Source organism: Klebsiella sp. CN_Kp075 (genome assembly GCF_040065055.2).
In the GTDB taxonomy this organism is placed as follows: Bacteria; Pseudomonadota; Gammaproteobacteria; order Enterobacterales; family Enterobacteriaceae; genus Klebsiella; species Klebsiella aerogenes.
The window spans coordinates 3253563-3272221 of sequence record NZ_CM198050.1 but is presented as its reverse complement, the minus strand read 5'-3'; the positions used below and the strand labels follow the sequence as shown (position 1 = coordinate 3272221).

Annotated in this window: 17 protein-coding genes; 10 read left to right on the top strand and 7 right to left on the bottom strand. The window is 55.9% G+C overall.

The genetic code is table 11. The features are described 5' to 3' along the window. Positions 1-126: 126 nt before the first annotated feature. The 4 genes from dinI to mdtH form a co-directional block, all read right to left on the bottom strand. Positions 127-372 (bottom strand): DNA damage-inducible protein I, encoded by a 246-nt coding sequence (gene dinI, locus ABLV78_RS15665; protein ID WP_045393647.1) that lies wholly within the window; start codon positions 370-372, stop codon positions 127-129. A gap of 73 nt (positions 373-445) precedes the next feature. After that, on the bottom strand, positions 446-1492 hold the full coding sequence (gene pyrC / locus ABLV78_RS15660) for a dihydroorotase (RefSeq protein ID WP_045393650.1): 1047 nt from the start codon (positions 1490-1492) through the stop codon (positions 446-448). 130 nt (positions 1493-1622) lie between these two features. Further along, complete coding sequence (locus ABLV78_RS15655) at positions 1623-2183, bottom strand: lipoprotein (RefSeq protein ID WP_015367205.1); 561 nt, start codon at positions 2181-2183, stop codon at positions 1623-1625. 114 nt (positions 2184-2297) lie between these two features. After that, positions 2298-3506, bottom strand: a complete 1209-nt coding sequence (gene mdtH, locus ABLV78_RS15650; protein ID WP_045393652.1) for a multidrug efflux MFS transporter MdtH — start codon at positions 3504-3506, stop codon at positions 2298-2300. A 227-nt stretch (positions 3507-3733) separates the two neighbouring features. On the opposite strand from mdtH, the gene rimJ reads away from it, so the two are divergent. The 4 genes from rimJ to murJ all read left to right on the top strand — a co-directional run bounded on the left by rimJ (position 3734) and on the right by murJ (position 7550). Then, complete coding sequence (rimJ, locus tag ABLV78_RS15645; RefSeq protein WP_045393654.1) at positions 3734-4318, top strand: ribosomal protein S5-alanine N-acetyltransferase; 585 nt, start codon at positions 3734-3736, stop codon at positions 4316-4318. 9 nt (positions 4319-4327) lie between these two features. Continuing rightward, positions 4328-4975, top strand: coding sequence for a YceH family protein (locus ABLV78_RS15640; RefSeq protein ID WP_045393656.1), 648 nt, complete (start codon positions 4328-4330; stop codon positions 4973-4975). A gap of 2 nt (positions 4976-4977) precedes the next feature. Further along, the gene (locus ABLV78_RS15635) at positions 4978-5901 is read left to right on the top strand and encodes a Gfo/Idh/MocA family protein (RefSeq protein ID WP_047046898.1); all 924 of its coding nucleotides are present in this window, start codon (positions 4978-4980) and stop codon (positions 5899-5901) included. Between the two features lie 113 nt (positions 5902-6014). Then, positions 6015-7550: a murein biosynthesis integral membrane protein MurJ gene (gene murJ / locus ABLV78_RS15630; protein ID WP_015367200.1), complete on the top strand. Its 1536-nt coding sequence runs from the start codon at positions 6015-6017 to the stop codon at positions 7548-7550. A gap of 55 nt (positions 7551-7605) precedes the next feature. On the opposite strand, the gene ABLV78_RS15625 is transcribed toward murJ, so the two are convergent. Continuing rightward, positions 7606-8820, bottom strand: a complete 1215-nt coding sequence (locus ABLV78_RS15625) for an MFS transporter (protein WP_047046896.1) — start codon at positions 8818-8820, stop codon at positions 7606-7608. A gap of 109 nt (positions 8821-8929) precedes the next feature. Between ABLV78_RS15625 and ABLV78_RS15620 the strand changes: the two genes are divergently transcribed. Further along, positions 8930-9868 carry a LysR family transcriptional regulator gene (locus tag ABLV78_RS15620; protein ID WP_047046892.1) on the top strand — a complete coding sequence of 313 codons (939 nt, stop codon included), beginning with the start codon at positions 8930-8932 and terminating at the stop codon, positions 9866-9868. Positions 9869-9906: 38 nt separating this feature from the next. On the opposite strand, the gene rne is transcribed toward ABLV78_RS15620, so the two are convergent. Further along, positions 9907-13140 (bottom strand): ribonuclease E, encoded by a 3234-nt coding sequence (gene rne / locus ABLV78_RS15615; protein ID WP_047046890.1) that lies wholly within the window; start codon positions 13138-13140, stop codon positions 9907-9909. An 825-nt stretch (positions 13141-13965) separates the two neighbouring features. Between rne and rluC the strand changes: the two genes are divergently transcribed. Beyond that, positions 13966-14919 carry a 23S rRNA pseudouridine(955/2504/2580) synthase RluC gene (gene rluC / locus ABLV78_RS15610; protein WP_072251500.1) on the top strand — a complete coding sequence of 318 codons (954 nt, stop codon included), beginning with the start codon at positions 13966-13968 and terminating at the stop codon, positions 14917-14919. Between the two features lie 40 nt (positions 14920-14959). On the opposite strand, the gene ABLV78_RS15605 is transcribed toward rluC, so the two are convergent. After that, positions 14960-15544, bottom strand: a complete 585-nt coding sequence (locus ABLV78_RS15605) for a Maf family protein (RefSeq protein WP_047046888.1) — start codon at positions 15542-15544, stop codon at positions 14960-14962. A 141-nt stretch (positions 15545-15685) separates the two neighbouring features. Here ABLV78_RS15605 and yceD point away from each other — a divergent pair, with 141 nt between their 5' ends. From yceD to ABLV78_RS15585, 4 genes are all read left to right on the top strand, one after another. Continuing rightward, positions 15686-16207 carry a 23S rRNA accumulation protein YceD gene (gene yceD, locus ABLV78_RS15600; RefSeq protein ID WP_015705036.1) on the top strand — a complete coding sequence of 174 codons (522 nt, stop codon included), beginning with the start codon at positions 15686-15688 and terminating at the stop codon, positions 16205-16207. A 16-nt stretch (positions 16208-16223) separates the two neighbouring features. After that, positions 16224-16397: a 50S ribosomal protein L32 gene (gene rpmF, locus ABLV78_RS15595; protein ID WP_000290724.1), complete on the top strand. Its 174-nt coding sequence runs from the start codon at positions 16224-16226 to the stop codon at positions 16395-16397. 146 nt (positions 16398-16543) lie between these two features. Further along, positions 16544-17644, top strand: coding sequence for a phosphate acyltransferase PlsX (gene plsX / locus ABLV78_RS15590; protein ID WP_088389843.1), 1101 nt, complete (start codon positions 16544-16546; stop codon positions 17642-17644). A gap of 53 nt (positions 17645-17697) precedes the next feature. After that, entirely contained in the window at positions 17698-18651 is a 954-nt protein-coding gene (locus ABLV78_RS15585) for a beta-ketoacyl-ACP synthase III (protein ID WP_045393676.1), read from the top strand. The last annotated feature ends 8 nt before the right edge of the window (positions 18652-18659 follow it).

The window sequence follows — 18659 nt, the reverse complement described above, 5'->3', positions numbered from 1 at the left end:
TTAAGGAATTTATCAGGATATTAAGGAAAGTCTTAGTTATAAGCGGAGATAAAAAAGCCGGGGCGACCCGGCAAAAAAAAGCACAATGAGGGAGCAAATTGATTTTGCGTAAGCAAACCCGGAGGCTTAGTCGTGGATAAACCAGTCGTCGGCGCTTTCCCAGGTTTCCTGCAGGATTTCGCTAATCCGGTCTTTGTCTTCTTTCAAACCACCGATGACCGACAAATTATTGCCGGCGGCATAACGTACCGTGACCTGGTTTTCACGTTCCGGGTAGTGTTGAGCGATACGTTTAGAGAGTTCGTTATTCAGCGCTTCCAGCGCGCCGCTGGGTAAGGCTGTGGTTTTGGCAATTGACACTTCGATGCGCATAATGGCCCCCTGGGTAATATACTGTTTATTTATACAGTAACGCTTGCGCATTTACAACAGGGGGCAAAAAACTTTATTTTTTCATCGTCCAACGCACGGTTTCACCGGCCAGGAACGGCACCAACGTATCGCCTGGAAGGGCGATGCTTTCGGCAACGGTGCTTTCTTCGCGTACCAGTTCAACGTAGCTTTCATTCACCGGCAGGCCGTAGAAACGCGGGCCATTCAGCGAGCAGAAAGCCTCAAAATGCGCCAGCGCGTTCATCTCTTCAAAGACGGTGGCGTAGCTGCCGAGCGCGGTTGGGGCATTGAAACAGCCCGCACAGCCGCAGCTGGCCTCTTTACGGTGGCGCGCGTGCGGGGCGGAGTCGGTGCCGAGGAAGGCGCGGCTGAACCCGCTGGCGACCAGTTCACGCAGCGCCTGCTGGTGGACATTGCGCTTGAGGATCGGCAGGCAGTATAGATGCGGACGAATACCGCCAACCAGCATATGATTGCGGTTAAACATCAGATGCTGCGGCGTGATGGTGGCGGCCAGCAGTTCGTTGCCGTCGCGCACGTATTCAGCGGCATCTTTGGTGGTGATATGTTCGAAGACCACTTTTAACCCCGGCAGCCGTTTGCGCAGCGGTTCCATCACCGTCTCGATAAAGCGCGCTTCGCGATCGAAGATATCAATATCAGCGTGGGTAACTTCGCCGTGCACCAGTAGCGGCATGCCCAGTTTTTCCATCCGTTCCAGCACCGGCATAATGGCATCGGTGCTGGTCACGCCGTGACTGGAGTTGGTGGTGGCGTTTGCCGGGTAGAGTTTGGCTGCGGTAAATACGCCTTCATGGAATCCGCGTTCCAGTTCGTCCGGGTCGAGCGTGTCGGTCAGGTAGCAGGTCATCAGCGGAGTGAAATCATGCCCGGCGGGAATCGCATCGATGATGCGCTGGCGATAAGCAATGGCAGCAGCGACGGTCGTTACCGGCGGTACCAGATTCGGCATCACGATCGCCCGGCCATAAAACTCACTGGTGTAAGGCACGACGGTTTTTAACATATCATCATCGCGAAGATGGATATGCCAGTCGTCAGGGCGGCGGATTTTCAATACCTGGGGTTGTGCTGTCATGGAAGGCTCCGGCTAATTGGTTCAGTCATCAGGGCTGTTTTTTGCCGGGCACTAAGGATAAGCGTAAACGTTTTCCTTTGCACTCATTTCCGTAAAAAATTAAGGGCGCTATATTCAGCGCCCTTATCGTTTAGTCAGTGAAGGGGATGATTATCTCGCCCGGTTTCACTTCAATGCCTTTAGCGTATTTCTTCGCTAAGGCCTCGCCGGTGCTGGCATCTTCACGCAGAACGTAGGCCGGTTGCTGGTTGAAATAGCTGCGCAGCGACTGATTCAGATAGGGGATCAGCGTCTGTACCACGGAGGTGAGCTTTTCCGGCTTAACTTTCGCATCGACGACTTCCATTTCACGCAGATAAATCGCGCCTTGCTCTTTATTGAACACCGGCAGCGCTTTAAGCTTCAGGTCGATGGTCGCTTTCTGATTGCCAAACAGCGAATTCAGATCCAGATTAGCGGTTCCGCTCAGCGCCACTTTGTTAGGCTCTTCACGACCGATGGCGCTGGTCAGGTTTTGCAGTTCAATATGCGCATCCGCTACGCCAGGCAGGCCGATATCTTTGGCGAAGTGATTACGTTTCTGCAGCGCCTGGTTAATCTCCTGCTCGCTCACCGAGTATTGCGTAAGCTGGTTACATCCGCTCAGAAGGCCGCTGACAATCAGCGCGGCCGCGATCAACATCTTTTTCATTGGGTTCCTTAACGTCATGCCATGGCTAATCCTGACACAAAGCAGCATGGTCTGCTAGCCCCGCTTGTACTAGCGGAAAATGCTGAAAAAAAGGATTACCACTTTGGCCGCGCGTCAGATGCGCGGTTCCAGCATACCGGAAGCCGACCGTTTCTGGCTGAACTGCCACCACAATGCAATGAATGTCGCAAAGCCGATAATGCCCAACATCAACCACGGGAGTTCAGGCTGACTGAGCACTTTACCGGCATCAAACAGCCAGCCGCCGCCGGCGTACCCCAGCGCGCCGCCGAAGGCCAGGCCAAGGCGGCTAAAACCCATATAGCTGCCTCGGGCGCGGGCATCGGCTAGCGAAGCGCCCAACGTTTCGCGCGCAGGCTCGGCAATGATCGAGCCGATATAGAAAATACAGATTAAGGTAAACAGCTGCTGTAGCGTACTGGTTAAGCCAATCGGCAGCATCGCCGCCGTCATCACCAGTAAACCTGCCATCAGGCGATGCTCAAGACGAAAACGTTTTTCGCTCCAGCGGGCGATGGGGTACAGCAGGGTCAGGGAAATTGTCGCTTCAATGGCATACATCCATTTGACCGCCGCCGGAGAACCCGCAATATCGTTAACCATAATCGGCAGCATGAGCATCACCTGTACGGCCAGCATGTAGTAACCGGTCAGGGTCAGCACGTAAGTGACAAAGCGCTTATCGCGTAACACCAGCCCCAACCCTTCGCGGACCGGCGTTTTGACCGTCGAGAGTTTCCAGGCCGGTAGGTACCAGGCGTTAAACGCGGCGCAGGCAATAAAAAGCGCCGCCCCCGCGCTACACACCAGACGGAAATCGTACTGTAATAGCCAGCTGCCTAGCAGGGCGCCGATTACCGCGCCGGCGCTATCCTGCATCATCAGGATAGAGAAGAAGCGACCGCGTTGATGCGGGCGCACCAGCTTGACCACCAGCGCCGCTCGCGGCGGGTCGAACAGTGTGCCGCCGAGACCGGACAAAATGCACGAGAGCCAGAGTACCCAGGGCTCATGGGCGACGGCCATCGCCGCGAAACCGCCGGCGCGCATCAGCATCCCGGTGACGATCATCGGTTTAGCGCCAAAACGATCGGCGATCGCCCCACCGAAGATGCCTAAACCTTGTTGCACCAGCTGACGCAGACCGAGGGCAATACCGACCATCAGCGCTGCCCAGCCCATCTGGTCGACAAAACGGATCGATATCAGGGGGAATACGACAAAAAAGCCGAGAACAACCAGCATGTTATCGACTAACAGGAAATATTTACCCAGGCTCCTTGCCTGCGATACGCGGGACATTTCCCCTCCAGGGAAAAAGAAAGATAAGCTTAGATATTCTGCGGGTGCGCCGGTTATTTTCCCAGCATACTGGCGACAATATTTTTTTATCAAAAAGCAAGATCGATTGAGGCTATTCATCGAAAAATGGAGATGGTGCAGAAAATGGTATGTTGCTGTTTTCACACCTTCACTCAGGGAAGGTATAGTGAAAGATATCAGTTTGGGGCAGGGAACAGGAGTGAGGAATGTTTGGCTATCGCAGTAACGTACCCAAGGTGCGTTTGACGACGGACCGGCTGGTGGTGCGGCTGGTTCACGATCGTGACGCCTGGCGTCTGGCCGATTACTACGCGGAAAACAAAGGGTTCCTGAAACCCTGGGAGCCGGTGCGCGATGAAAGCCACTGTTATCCCTCCGGCTGGCAGGCGCGATTGTCGATGATTACGGAATTTCATAAACAAGGTTCGGCATTCTATTTCGCGCTGCTCGATCCTGATGAGAAAGAGATTATTGGGGTAGCGAACTTCTCCAACGTAGTGCGTGGTTCATTCCACGCCTGCTATCTCGGCTATTCCATTGGTGAAAAGTGGCAAGGGCAGGGGCTGATGTTTGAAGCGCTGACCGCGGCGATTCGCTATATGCAGCGTACGCAGCATATCCATCGCATCATGGCCAACTATATGCCGCACAATAAACGCAGCGGTGACTTGCTCGCCCGACTGGGTTTCGAGAAAGAGGGTTACGCTAAGGACTACCTCCTCATTGATGGGCAATGGCGAGATCACGTATTGACGGCATTAACGACCACTGACTGGACCCCGGGGCGCTAAGGAGACAACATGAAATATCAGCTAACCGCGCATGAAGCGCGCATTATTGGTTGCCTGCTGGAGAAGCAAGTGACCACACCCGAACAATATCCGCTGTCGGTGAATGCGGTGGTCACCGCCTGTAACCAGAAAACCAACCGCGAGCCGGTGATGTCGCTGGCGGAAAGCGATGTTCAGGATTTGCTGGATGAACTGGTTAAACGCCACTATCTGCGTACGGTAAGCGGTTTTGGCAATCGAGTGACCAAATATGAACAGCGCTTCTGTAATTCCGAATTTGGCGACCTCAAGTTAACGGCGGCGGAAGTCGCCATCGTCACGACGCTGCTGCTGCGCGGCGCGCAAACGCCAGGCGAGCTGCGCAGCCGCGCGCAGCGGATGTATGAATTCCGCGATATGGCCGAGGTGGAAAGCACGCTCGACAATTTGGCCAGTCGCGAAGACGGCCCGTACGTCGCGCGCCTTCCGCGCGAACCGGGTAAACGCGAAAGCCGCTATATGCACCTGTTCTGTGATGACATGGATTCACTCATTACCGTCGTGGAAGCCGTGTCGCCGCCGAATGACGATCTGCAGGCGCGCGTTGAGGCGCTGGAGGCGGAAGTGGCTGAGCTCAAAGTACGTCTTGATTCACTGCTGGCTCACTTAGGAGAGTAACCGTGACGGCGAAATTACGCGTTGGCGTGGTGGGACTCGGCGGCATTGCGCAAAAGGCTTGGCTGCCGGTGCTTGGCGCCGCCGATGGCTGGACGCTGCAGGCCGCCTGGTCGCCGGGGAAAGAGAAAGCGTTACGCATCTGTGAAACCTGGCGTCTGCCTTATGCCGAGTCTCTGGATGCGCTGGCAGCGCAATGTGATGCGGTATTTGTCCATACCTCAACCGCTTCACATTATGAAGTGGTGCATCATCTGCTAAATGCAGGAGTTCATGTTTGCGTGGACAAGCCGCTGGCGGACAAGCTCAGCGAAGCCGAATCACTGGTTGAACTGGCGGCGCGTCGGCGTTTAACGTTAATGGTGGGTTTCAATCGCCGTTTTGCGCCGCTGTATCGTGAATTAAAAGCGCATCTCAACGATGCGGCGTCATTGCGCATGGATAAGCATCGTAGCGATAGCGTCGGCAAAGAGCTGCGTTTCACCCTGCTGGATGATTATCTGCATGTTGTCGATACCGCGCTGTGGCTGGCGGGAAATAAAGCGCGGGTGAATGGCGGGGTCCTGCAAACCACTTCTCAAGGGGAAATGCTCTACGCCGAGCATCACTTCAGCGCGGGGCAGCTGCAGATCACGACCAGCATGCATCGTCGCGCCGGAAGCCAGCGTGAGTGGGTACAGGCGGTGACCGATGGCGGGCTGTATGAGGTGAGCGATATGCGCGAGTGGCGTGAAGAGCGGGGCAGCGGAATCTTGCAGCGCCCGGCGCCCGGCTGGCAAACGACGCTTGAGCAGCGCGGATTCGACGGCTGCGCGCGGCACTTCATTGAATGCGTGCAAAATCAGACGGTTCCGGAAACCGCCGGTGAGCAGGCGCTCTTAGCCCAGCGGATCGTGGAAAAGCTCTGGCGTGAAGCGATGAGCGAATAACTGGTTGTAACAACTGACAGTAGTAATTCATTGCGAACCCGGTAGACTATCGCCACTTTCCAGCGCCCGCTTTTGCGGGCGTTTTACTCCATGGGTTGTGGAATAAGACAGTAATGAATCTATTAAAATCATTAGCGGCAGTCAGCTCGATGACCATGTTCTCGCGCGTACTGGGGTTCGCCCGCGATGCTATCGTCGCGCGTATTTTTGGCGCCGGGATGGCGACCGACGCCTTTTTTGTGGCCTTCAAACTGCCAAACCTTTTGCGGCGTATTTTTGCCGAAGGCGCCTTTTCTCAGGCCTTTGTGCCGATCCTCGCTGAATATAAAAGCAAACAGGGCGAAGACGCGACGCGGGTGTTCGTCTCCTATGTTTCCGGGCTGTTGACCCTGGTTCTGGCGCTGGTCACGGTGGCGGGGATGCTGGCTGCGCCGTGGGTGATTACCGTTACCGCACCGGGCTTTGCCGATACGCCGGATAAGTTTGCCTTAACCACCCAGCTGCTGCGTATCACCTTCCCCTATATTTTGTTGATCTCGCTGGCATCGCTGGTGGGGGCGATCCTTAACACCTGGAACCGCTTCTCGGTTCCCGCCTTTGCGCCGACCTTCCTCAACGTCAGCATGATTGGTTTTGCCCTGTTTGCCGCACCTTATTTTCATCCGCCAATGCTGGCGATGGCCTGGGCGGTTACGGTTGGCGGTATCCTGCAACTGGCGTATCAACTGCCGCATCTGAAAAAAATCGGTATGCTGGTGCTGCCGCGGGTTAATCTGAAAGATGCCGGGGCGATTCGCGTGGTTAAGCAGATGGGGCCGGCGATCCTCGGCGTCTCCGTCAGCCAGATTTCGCTGATTATCAACACCATTTTCGCCTCCTTCCTGGTCTCAGGTTCGGTCTCCTGGATGTATTATGCCGACCGTCTGATGGAGTTCCCCTCCGGCGTGTTGGGCGTGGCGCTGGGGACTATCCTGTTGCCATCGCTATCAAAAAGTTTCGCCAGCGGCAACCATGATGAGTATTGCCGACTGATGGATTGGGGGCTGCGCCTGTGCTTCCTGCTGGCCTTGCCGAGCGCGGTAGCCTTAGGCATTCTCGCTAAGCCGCTGACGGTATCGCTATTCCAGTACGGTAAGTTCAACGCTTTCGATGCGGCGATGACTCAACGCGCGCTGGTGGCTTATTCGGTTGGGCTGATGGGGCTTATCGTGGTGAAGGTGCTGGCGCCGGGCTTTTACTCGCGCCAGGATATCAAGACGCCGGTTAAAATCGCCATTGTTACTCTGATAATGACCCAGGTGATGAACCTGGCGTTTATTGGTCCGTTGAAGCATGCCGGCTTGTCACTGTCTATTGGTCTGGCCGCTTGTCTGAACGCCGCGCTGCTTTACTGGCAACTGCGTAAGCAGAAAATCTTCACCCCGCAGCCGGGCTGGTTCGTCTTCCTGCTGCGTCTGGTCATCGCGGTGCTGGTCATGGCGGCAGCGCTCGTCGGCGTGATGTATCTGATGCCGGAGTGGTCGCAGGGGACGATGCCGTTCCGCCTGATGCGCCTGATGGTAGTGGTGGTGGCCGGCGTAGTCGCCTATTTCGCAACCTTGCTGCTGCTTGGTTTCCGCCTGAAAGAGTTTGCCCGCCGCACGATTTAAGTTCATCGCTACGTCGGGCCTGATTAACCCGTTTCGCTATGCGGAGCGGGTTTTTTTATCTCACGGCGCGGTCAGCGGCCTGTAGACGGGCATTTTCCAGCAGGCGGATAATCAGAGCAATCGCGCCGCTGCTCACCGCCAGAATCACCACGCCATTCCAGCCAGCCAGCACGTACAGTTTACTTCCCAGCACCGAACCCAGAGCCATACCAATGAAGACCACGGTAAACAGCAAAGCGTTAAGCCTGCCGCGGGCCTGGGGCTCCAGGCTGTAAACCAGATTTTGATGCGCCACCAGACTTGATTGCAGACCAAGGTCAAAACCGATAGCCGATAGTGCAATCAGCGCCAGTTGGCCATGTACCGGCAGGGCGGGCAGCAGCAACATCAGGGCAAAGGAGACGGTGACGAATGCCGCGCCGAGCTGGGTGACTCTCCCCGCGCCAACTTTATCCGCCAGACCGCCTGCCAGCGGTGCCGCCAGGGCGCCTGCCGCGCCCGCGATACCGAAGCCGCCGGCGACCGCGCTACCCATCTGGTAATGTTCGGCGAGCATCACCGCCAGCGTCGACCAGAACGCGCTAAAGGCGATAGATAAAAAGCCCTGGGCGAATGCCGCGCGGCGCAGCGCAGGATAGCGCTGCCACAGATGGGCCATCGACCTCATCAACTGCGGATAGCTGAGGGTAGAGTGGATCTCAAAACGCGGCAGAACACGCCACATTAACAGGCCGATGAAAGCGATACTGACTGCCGCAGCCTGGTACATGACTCGCCAGCCAAATAGCGCGCCGACCAGCCCGCTGACGGTACGCGAAAGTAGGATCCCCAGTAGCAGGCCGGTCATCACCGTACCGACCATTTTCCCCTGTTTGCCCGCCGGCGCAAGAATGGCCGCTGCCGGGACAATATCCTGCGCCATGGTCGCCGCCATGCCGATCAGCAGGCTGACGACCAGCAGCGAGGTCAGTTGTCCGGTCAGGCTGCAGAGCAGTAACAGCGCCGCCAGTACGGCGCTTTTCAGCAGGATAAGCGTTCTGCGATCGTGGCGATCGCCGAGCGGCAGCAGGAATAATATTCCCAATGCATAGCCTGCCTGGGTCAACGTGGGCACTAGCCCCATTCCTTCAACGCTGAGATGCAGGTTGGCGCCGATTAATGGCAGCAGCGGCTGGGCGTAGTAGATGGATGCGACGCTAAAGCCTGCGCCGAGCGCGAGAATAAATATAACCCAGCCGGCCTGGCGGGTGGATAAAGGAAGCGGTGTCATAGTAATGCCCTCGTAAATGCGTTGGCGCTATTGTTCCCCGAAGCGGACTGGCGCGGAAGATAGGGTAGTGGTAAAACGGTTATACGTAGCACGTATAGGCAAAATATAAATGAAGAAACAAGAGCGTATAGATCGGATTGAGCTGATGCGGACGTTTATTCGCATCGTCGAAGCGGGTTCGCTCTCGGCGGCTGCTCTGCAGATGAGTACGACTCAGGCGACCGTTAGCCGACGCTTGCAGTCGCTGGAGACGTTACTCGGCGCAAGGCTTATTCTGCGCACGACCCATGCAATGAAACTAACCGATGACGGCGAGCGCTGCTATCAACATGCGCGGCGGCTGGTGGACAGCTGGCTGGCGCTGGAAGATGATCTACGCATCGAGGAAGACCGGCCGGTTGGCGTGCTGCGGGTGCGGGCGCCGCACGCTTTTGGCCAACAGCAGCTGCTGGGCCCGCTGGTTAGCTTTCTGCAGCGTTATCCTGAGCTTTCCGTTGAGTGGATGCTGAATGATAAAACCGTCGATTTTCTTAGCGATAATATTGATTGCGCGATCCGCGTTGGTGCAGAAGTGGATCCGTCAACCGTCTCGGTACTGTTGGCTGTCGTTCCCCGCAGCCTGGTGGTTGCGCCTGAGCTATTGGCGCGCCATCCGGAACTCGGCGAACCGAAGGCGCTCTCCGCGCTGCCCTGGGTCGCTATCAGCACCTTTTACCAGCATGAAGTCACGCTACAGCATCAGGTGGGCGGGCAGTTGATGAGTTTCCCGATCGTCCCTTGTCTGAGTACCGATAGCGTCTACGTTGCGCGTAATACCGCTCTGGCGGGGTTGGGAGCGGCAATTGTTTCCAGCTGGGCGGTGGAGGAGGATATTGCGGCAGGCAGGCTGATTGAGCCGTTTGCGCAGTGGCGGGCTTCGCCGCTGCCGGTGCATCTGGTTTATCCCTGGGCGCGCTATTACCCAACGCGGCTGCGCAAGTTTCTCGATTTGATGCGCGAAGTGATGCCGCAGGTGGCGGGGATGCAGCGCCCGGACGAGAACAAATAAAAAACCGGCCAGTTGGCCGGTTTTTTAGTCGTGCACCGTTACTCTACAGGTTGCGGGCGAGTCGCTTCCGCCGTGGCCTGATGAGTAGCGCTATGGCCGCCTGCGGACCCTTTACCCTCAAAGGCAAACGGTGGGCGAACCCAATCGCTTTGGCGCGGCGCTTCCGGCACGTATTCCGGCGCCGGGGCGCGGGTCATCGGCGCGGTCGCGTGGCGAGTTGCGGTGGTTGCCGGTTGCGCTTTTACCACTGGCGCGGCGCTGACGACCGGCGTCGGTTCAACAACCGGCGCGGTTTCTTCAGCTGCGGTAACGGTCGTTTCTTCGACAACAGCGGTTTCTTCTGCGGCAATTGTTGGCTGCGCAGTGTCGGTTTCTTCAGTCACCGGAGCTGGCGTGGTCTCAGTTTCTTCGACAACGGCCTCTGCTGGCGCACTGACCTCTGCCTGCGGCGCAACGGTTTCTGCTACAACTGCAGTCTCTTCAACCACTGCCGTTTCTTCGGCAACCGGGGCTTCAGCTACGCTTGCTTCTGCGGTCGGTTCGCTGGTCACTGTCGGTGCGACAGTTTCAGCTGCGACGGTTTCCGCAACGTCAACCGGAGCGATAGTCTCCGCGACGACTGGCGTGATGATAGGCTCAACGCTGCTGGTTTCCTGCACCGGTAACTCTTCCTGCAGCTGATCCTGCACGCGAGCAATCGGATAACGGATCCACGCTTTACCTGATGCCAGCTCAGGCGACGCGCAGGCGATAGCCAGCGGCATCGGCGACTGGGTCGGATAACGCTCATCGCGGTAACGACGGCGACGTTGGCCGCTTACGCGCAGGTGGCGCGGAGAGCGACGTGAACGACGCGGCATACCGTTAGATTCACGAGCGTCGCCGTTTTCATCCTGCTCAGCGGCAGTTTCAACGACGGCCGGCAGATCGACTTTTGCCAGTTCGGTACGCGGCGTAGTGGATTCCGCCTGCTGCTCGGCAACGGCTTCGACAACCTGCTCGGTTTCTACGGATTCAAAGCGGACTTTCTGCGCCAGCTGACGCGGCTTACGACGCGGCATGCTCTGAACGCGTTCTTCCTGCTCGGTCTCCTGCTGAACTACCGGTTCTTCGCGGGACTGAGATTTTGCTTCCTGCTGTGCCTGGCGCTTGTCATCATTCCGACGACGGTTGCGTTCACGGCGCGGTTGCTGCTGCTCATCGCGAGATTTACTGTTATCAGCCTCATTGCCAGCGGTTTGACGTGATTCGCGCTGTTCAGCGTTCTGCGGCTGTTTCTCACGGCGATTACGGCGGTTTTCCTCACGAGATTCGCGACCTTCCGCGTTTTCTCCGCGATTATCGCGATTGTCACGGTTATCGCGATTGTCACGGTTATCGCGATTATCGCGGTTATCACGACGTTCATTACGATCGCGGCGATTATTAGAACGCGGTTTACGACGCTCTTGCTGACGTTCCGGTTTCTCTTCTGTTTTTTGCTCAGCCTTGACTTCCGCCGGTTTGGCTTCTTCTGCGCCAGCAAAAATGTTTTTCAAAGCGCCAAAGAAACGGGACAGCAGGCCAGGCTGGGCAGGCGTTGCTACTTTTGCGGCTGGAGCGGCGGCGGCTTTCGCTGCGACCGGTGCGGCTGCGGTTTCTTCCTGTACCGGTACTGGCGGCGCATCCGGCATCACGAAAGCGGCAAGAGCTGGCTCTTCACGGCGCTTGCGTTCAGCTGGTTCATCGTCGGACGGCATCGCCATCTCTTCTTCGTGTAGTTTCGGCAGCAAGTAGCTCAGGGTTGAGGTCTCTTCGCCTTTACGCACGCGCAGCACGGAGTAGTGCGGGGTTTGCATCTCATCGTTCGGGACGATGATGACGCGAATGTCGCTCTGACGGGTTTCAATCGCGCTGACTGCGGCACGTTTTTCGTTAAGCAGATAGGAAGCGATAGGTACCGGAACGATCGCATGGACTTCTTTGGTGTTCTCTTTCAGTGCTTCTTCTTCAATCAGACGCAGGATAGAGAGCGACAGCGATTCGTTGTCACGCACGGTACCGGTGCCGCTACAGCGTGGGCACACGTGGTGGCTGGACTCGCCCAGCGACGGGCTCAGACGCTGGCGGGACATCTCCAGCAGGCCGAAGCGAGATATGTGGCTGATCTGGATACGCGCGCGGTCCTGACGAACGGCCTCACGCAGGCGGTTTTCAACCGCACGCTGGTGGCGCACCGGAGTCATATCGATGAAGTCGATAACGATCAGGCCGCCAAGGTCGCGCAGACGCAGCTGGCGCGCAATTTCGTCAGCCGCTTCGAGGTTAGTATTGAACGCCGTTTCTTCGATATCGCCGCCGCGGGTCGCGCGAGCGGAGTTGATGTCGATAGCGGTCAGCGCTTCGGTGCTATCGATAACGATAGAGCCGCCGGAAGGCAGGCGAACTTCACGCTGGAACGCGGATTCAATCTGGGATTCGATCTGGTAATGGCTGAACAGCGGGATTTCACCGGTGTACAGTTTGATTTTGCTGCTGAAATCCGGACGACCGAGGGCGGCGATATGCTGGCGCGCCAGCTCAAGCACTTTCGGGTTATCGATCAGGATTTCGCCGATGTCCTGGCGCAGATAGTCGCGGAAGGCACGTACGATAACGTTACTTTCCTGGTGGATCAGGAACGGAGCAGGGCGACTCTCAGCGGCTTTCTGAATCGCTTCCCAGTGCTTCAGGCGGAAGCTCAGATCCCACTGCAGCGCTTCAGCGGATTTGCCGACGCCCGCGGTACGTACGATAAGACCCATGCCGTCCGGCAACTGAAGGCTCGCCAGCGCTTCTTTCAGCTCGGTACGATCGTCACCTTCGATACGGCGCGAAATACCGCCGGCGCGAGGGTTATTCGGCATCAGTACCAGGTAGCTGCCGGCCAGGCTGATGAAGGTCGTCAGCGCAGCGCCTTTATTACCACGCTCTTCTTTATCAATCTGAACAATGACTTCCTGACCTTCACGCAGAACATCCTTAATGTTAGGACGACCATGAGAGCTGTAATTGGCAGGGAAGTATTCGCGGGCAATTTCTTTGAGGGGGAGGAAACCATGACGCTCAGCGCCGTAATCGACAAACGCGGCTTCAAGGCTAGGTTCAATACGAGTGATTTTGCCTTTGTAGATGTTCGCTTTTTTCTGCTCGTGCCCGGGGCTTTCGATATCCAGGTCGTACAGGCGCTGCCCATCAACAAGAGCGACGCGCAACTCTTCCTGCTGAGTTGCGTTGATTAACATTCTTTTCATCGTAACTTACTCATTATTCTTACATTGACGACTAAGCTACGGGCAGAGTAACGCCTTACCGGGTGAAAACCGATGGCCTCGAGTCTGGTTCACGTCGCCAACCTCACGGTTGTCGCGCGCTTAAGAGGCGCAGAGTGTCGGTCGCCTGTGTTTCAAACGGAAACACAGCGCAATTATTCAGGGGAACAGCCTGGGATGTATCACCAGAGAATATTCCATTTATACACTTCATCCTTTAAGTGATTTCGCGTTGGCCGCGCTTGTTCACTTCAATCGATTGCGTGTACAACCGACTGAAGATTCTCTCTTTTGCAGCCTTGACGCACCTCAAACGATGTTGCGTATATTCTCATCGTCTCTCACGTCGCAGGGGTAATGGCTTAACCTGTTCACCTCAATCGGAGGATTCAGATGAACTCCCGGTAGTCCCGGAGTCGTCGCCGTCCTGCCACGCAAAAATCTTATAGAGCCTGTGCCGGTAAGGACTGCAACCCGCAGCCCGCTAACTGTCTGAAAGATCAATACGTCTTACGCCATTGCTGCGTGGATGATCGGTCAGACAAAATTGGTCATTCCGCTAATTTCTTGTTCTAACAAGTGTCAACACGGAAAACGGCTTCATTATTCCATTGCTAACCTTGTTATAGCAAGTTCACTTTTACCTTTTATCACCGGGTTACTCACAGTTTTTTCACCAGCGTCTACAGATTGTTCTAATAACAAACAAAACGCCGATGAAGCATGCGATGAAATCCGGATACTGATAAATATAAGCATATAAAAATGAGTGGCGCTAATGCCCTCGGCTATTTAGAATCGCCGACCATGAAAACTGAGACTCCAACCGTAAAAATGGTTGCCATTTCCGCCGATGAAGCGGGGCAACGTATCGACAACTTTTTGCGTACGCAACTTAAGGGCGTACCGAAGAGCATGATTTATCGCATCCTGCGTAAAGGCGAGGTGCGGGTGAACAAAAAGCGCGTCAAGCCGGAATATAAACTGGAAGACGGCGATGAAGTGCGTATCCCGCCGGTGCGGGTCGCCGAGCGCGAAGAAGAGGCCGTTTCGCCGCATCTACAAAAGGTGGCGGCGTTGTCGGATGTGATCCTCTATGAAGACGATCATATCCTGGTGCTCAACAAGCCTTCCGGCACCGCGGTACACGGCGGCAGCGGTCTGAGCTTCGGCGTGATTGAAGGGCTGCGGGCGCTACGCCCCGAGGCCCGCTTCCTGGAGCTGGTTCACCGTCTTGACCGGGATACCTCCGGCGTTCTGTTGGTGGCGAAAAAACGCTCGGCGCTTCGCTCGCTTCACGAGCAGCTGCGTGAGAAAGGGATGCAGAAGGATTATCTGGCGCTGGTCCGCGGTCAGTGGCAGTCGCACACCAAGGCGGTACAAGCGCCGCTGCTGAAAAATATCCTGCAGAGCGGCGAGCGCATCGTGCGCGTGAGTCAGGAAGGTAAGCCGTCCGAAACGCGCTTTAAAGTGGAAGAGCGTTACGCGTTTGCCACCCTGGTGCGTTGTAGCCCGGTTACCGGGCGTACGCACCAGATTCGCGTTCACACGCAGTATGCGGGACATCCCATCGCTTTTGACGATCGCTATGGCGATCGCGAATTTGACAAGCAGCTTTCAGGGACGGGGTTAAACCGCCTGTTTTTGCATGCCGCAGCGCTGAAGTTCACTCATCCAGGCACCGGTGAAGTAATGCGTATTGAAGCGCCGTTGGATAATCAACTGAAGCACTGCTTGCAGGTTTTGCGCAATAGCAAATAACCACAGCGGCGGATTCATACTCCGCCGCTTTCTTTAATAGCTAGCTAAGCAGGGGGTTAAAGCCTTCCCGGCGCAGCATCTGGCATAGCGCGATCAGCGGTAGCCCCACCAGTGAATTAGGGTCGCGTCCTTCCAGTCGTTCAAATAGCGTGATGCCTAAGCCTTCGCTTTTAAAACTGCCGGCACACTGCAGAGGGTTCTCTTTACGGATATAGGCCTCGATCTCCTGATCGCTTAAATGACGAAAATGGACGTCGAAAGGTTCGCATTCCGTTTGCAGGTGTCCGTTGGCCGAATTATAGAGCGCAAGCCCGGTATAAAAAGTGACAATCGTGCCGCTGGCCTTGCGTAGCTGACGGTAGGCATTTTCTTCAGTGTGCGGTTTACCGGTGATGTCGCCGTCTAAGACACAAACCTGATCGGAACCTATAATAAGGTGTTGAGGGAAGCGGGATGCCAGCGCCTGGGCTTTGGCTTGCGCCAGACGCGTAACCAACTGGCGGGCGGATTCGCCGGGCAGAGGCGTTTCGTTAACCTCCGGCGCCGCGCATTCGAATGGCAGCGAGAGTTTTTCCAGCAGCATTCGCCGCCACGGCGAGGTTGAGGCCAGGAGAAGATTAGACATATTTTTTCATCCACATATAGCGCTTCGCAGAGCATCATTTTAAACTATGCGCCGCAATGTGTGCGAATAAATGGCAAAAGGCAACCTGAGGCTGCCTTTTTCTTTGACTCTATGACATTACAAAGTTAATATGCGCGCCCTATGCAAAAGGTAAAATTACCCCTGACTCTCGATCCGGTTCGCACGGCTCAAAAACGCCTTGATTACGAGGGTATCTACGCCCGTGATCAGGTTGGCCGTGTCGCCGATTCAGTCGTCAGCGTGGACAGTGATGTGGAATGCAGCATGTCGTTCGCTATCGATAACCAGCGTCTCGCCGTTATTACCGGTGATGCGAAGGTGTCGGTAACCCTCGAATGTCAGCGTTGCGGGAAACCGTTCCCTCATCATGTCCACACAACGTATTGTTTCAGCCCTGTCAGAAATGACGAACAGGCAGAAGCACTACCGGAAGCGTATGAGCCGATTGAGGTTAACGAATTCGGTGAAATCGATCTGCAGGCGATGGTTGAGGATGAAATCATTCTTTCCTTGCCGGTAGTTCCGGTGCATGATTCTGAACACTGTGAAGTGTCCGACGCGGACATGGTCTTTGGCGAACTGCCTGAAGAGGCACAAAAACCAAACCCATTTGCCGTATTAGCCAGCTTAAAGCATAAGTAATTGAGGAGTAAGGTCCATGGCCGTACAACAGAATAAACCAACCCGTTCCAAACGTGGCATGCGTCGTTCCCATGACGCTCTGACCGCAGTCACCAGCCTGTCTGTAGACAAAACTTCTGGTGAGAAACACCTGCGTCACCACATCACTGCCGACGGTTTCTACCGCGGTCGCAAGGTAATCGCTAAGTAATCACGCCTTACTCCGTGGATTTCACGTTGCAAGAAAACGTACCTAACGTCCTTGCAACGTGAAAGACAAGAGTAAAAGCGTGGTGAAGCTTAGTGAGGATCTCCCCGGGTAACTGGGGAATAACCGAACCGGGCAGCGACGAGACCTTGACACGTCTAACCCTGGCGTTAGATGTCATGGGGGGCGATTTTGGCCCATCCGTGACAGTGCCTGCAGCACTGCAGGCACTGAACTCTAATTCGCAACTCACTCTTCTTTTAGTCGGCGACCCCGACGCCATCACGCCATTACTTGCCAAAGCTGATTTCGAACAACGTTCGCGATTGCAGATTATTCCTGCACAGTCAGTTATTGCCAGTGATGCGCGACCCGCACAGGCTATCCGCAGTAGTCGCGGAAGCTCGATGCGCCTGGCGCTGGAGCTGGTAAAAGAGGGCCGAGCCGAGGCCTGCGTTAGCGCGGGAAATACCGGCGCGCTGATGGGGCTCGCGAAATTATTGCTCAAGCCCATTGAGGGGATTGAGCGCCCGGCGCTGGTGACGGTACTGCCGCATCAGCAAAAGGGCAAAACGGTGGTGCTGGATTTAGGCGCCAACGTCGATTGCGATAGCACGATGCTGGTGCAGTTCGCGGTGATGGGCGCGGTGTTAGCCGAAGAAGTCGTGGGGATTAAAAATCCGCGCATTGCGCTGTTGAATATCGGCGAAGAAGAGATGAAAGGCCTCAACAGCATCCGTGATGCGTCGGCGATTCTCAAAAAGCTGCCGTCGTTCAACTATATTGGTTACCTTGAAGCTAACGAGTTGCTGACGGGGAAAACGGATGTTCTGGTTTGTGATGGATTCACCGGCAACGTCACATTAAAGACGATGGAAGGTGTTGTCAGAATGTTCCTTTCGCTGCTGAAATCACAGGGAGAGGGAAAAAAAAGGTCGTGGTGGCTGATTTTATTAAAGCGTTGGTTACAAAAAAGCCTAAGCAGGCGATTCAGTCACCTCAACCCCGACCAGTATAATGGCGCCTGTCTGTTAGGATTGCGCGGTTCTGTGATCAAAAGTCATGGCGCTGCCAACCAGCGCGCATTTTGCGTCGCAATAGAGCAGGCAGTGCAGGCGGTGCAGCGGCAAGTTCCACAGCGGATCGCCGCTCGCCTGGAATCGTTATACCCAGCAGGTTTTGAACTGCCAGGGAGCAGCAGCGGTAACGGGAATGCCCGACAGCACACCGGGACCAACGGATACGACTGACGCCCTGCGGTTTTAACAACGCGGGTATATTACCCAAGAGTGACTGAGCGTACATGTATACAAAGATTATTGGCACCGGCAGCTACCTGCCTGAGCAAGTGCGTACTAACGCCGACCTGGAAAAAATGGTTGAAACGACTGACGAGTGGATTGTCACGCGTACAGGTATTCGTGAACGCCGTATTGCCGCAGCGAACGAAACAGTTGCTACGATGGGCTTCGAAGCCGCAAAGAAAGCGCTGGAAATGGCGAATGTCAACCCGGAGCAAATTGGTCTAATCGTTGTTGCGACCACCTCGGGTACGCATGCCTTCCCGAGCTCTGCGTGCCAGATTCAATCTATGCTGGGGGTAAAAGGGTGCCCGGCGTTTGACGTCGCAGCCGCCTGCGCGGGCTTTACCTATGCCTTGAGCATCGCCGATCAGTACGTGAAAAACGGCGCCGTCGATTATGCGCTGGTGATCGGCGCTGATGTGCTGGCGCGTACCTGCGATCCAACCGATCGCGGCACGATCATTATCTTCGGCGATGGCGCGGGCGCGGTGGTGCTTGGCGCTTCCGAAGAGCCGGGCATTATCTCTACGCATCTGCACGCCGATGGCCGCTACGGCGACCTGTTAACGCTGCCGAATGCCGATCGCGTTGAGCCGGAAAACCCGATTTATCTGACGATGGCCGGCAACGAAGTGTTTAAAGTCGCGGTCACCGAACTGGCGCATATCGTTGACGAGACGCTGGCGGCCAACAACCTTGAGCGCTCGGCGCTGGATTGGCTGGTCCCGCACCAGGCTAACCTGCGTATCATCAGCGCGACGGCGAAAAAGCTGGGGATGTCGATGGATAACGTGGTGGTCACGCTCGATCGTCACGGTAATACCTCTGCTGCTTCGGTTCCTTGCGCGCTCGACGAAGCCGTGCGCGATGGCCGTATTCAACGCGGCCAGTTGATTCTGCTGGAAGCCTTCGGTGGTGGTTTCACCTGGGGTTCCGCGCTGGTTCGTTTTTAGTATAAGGA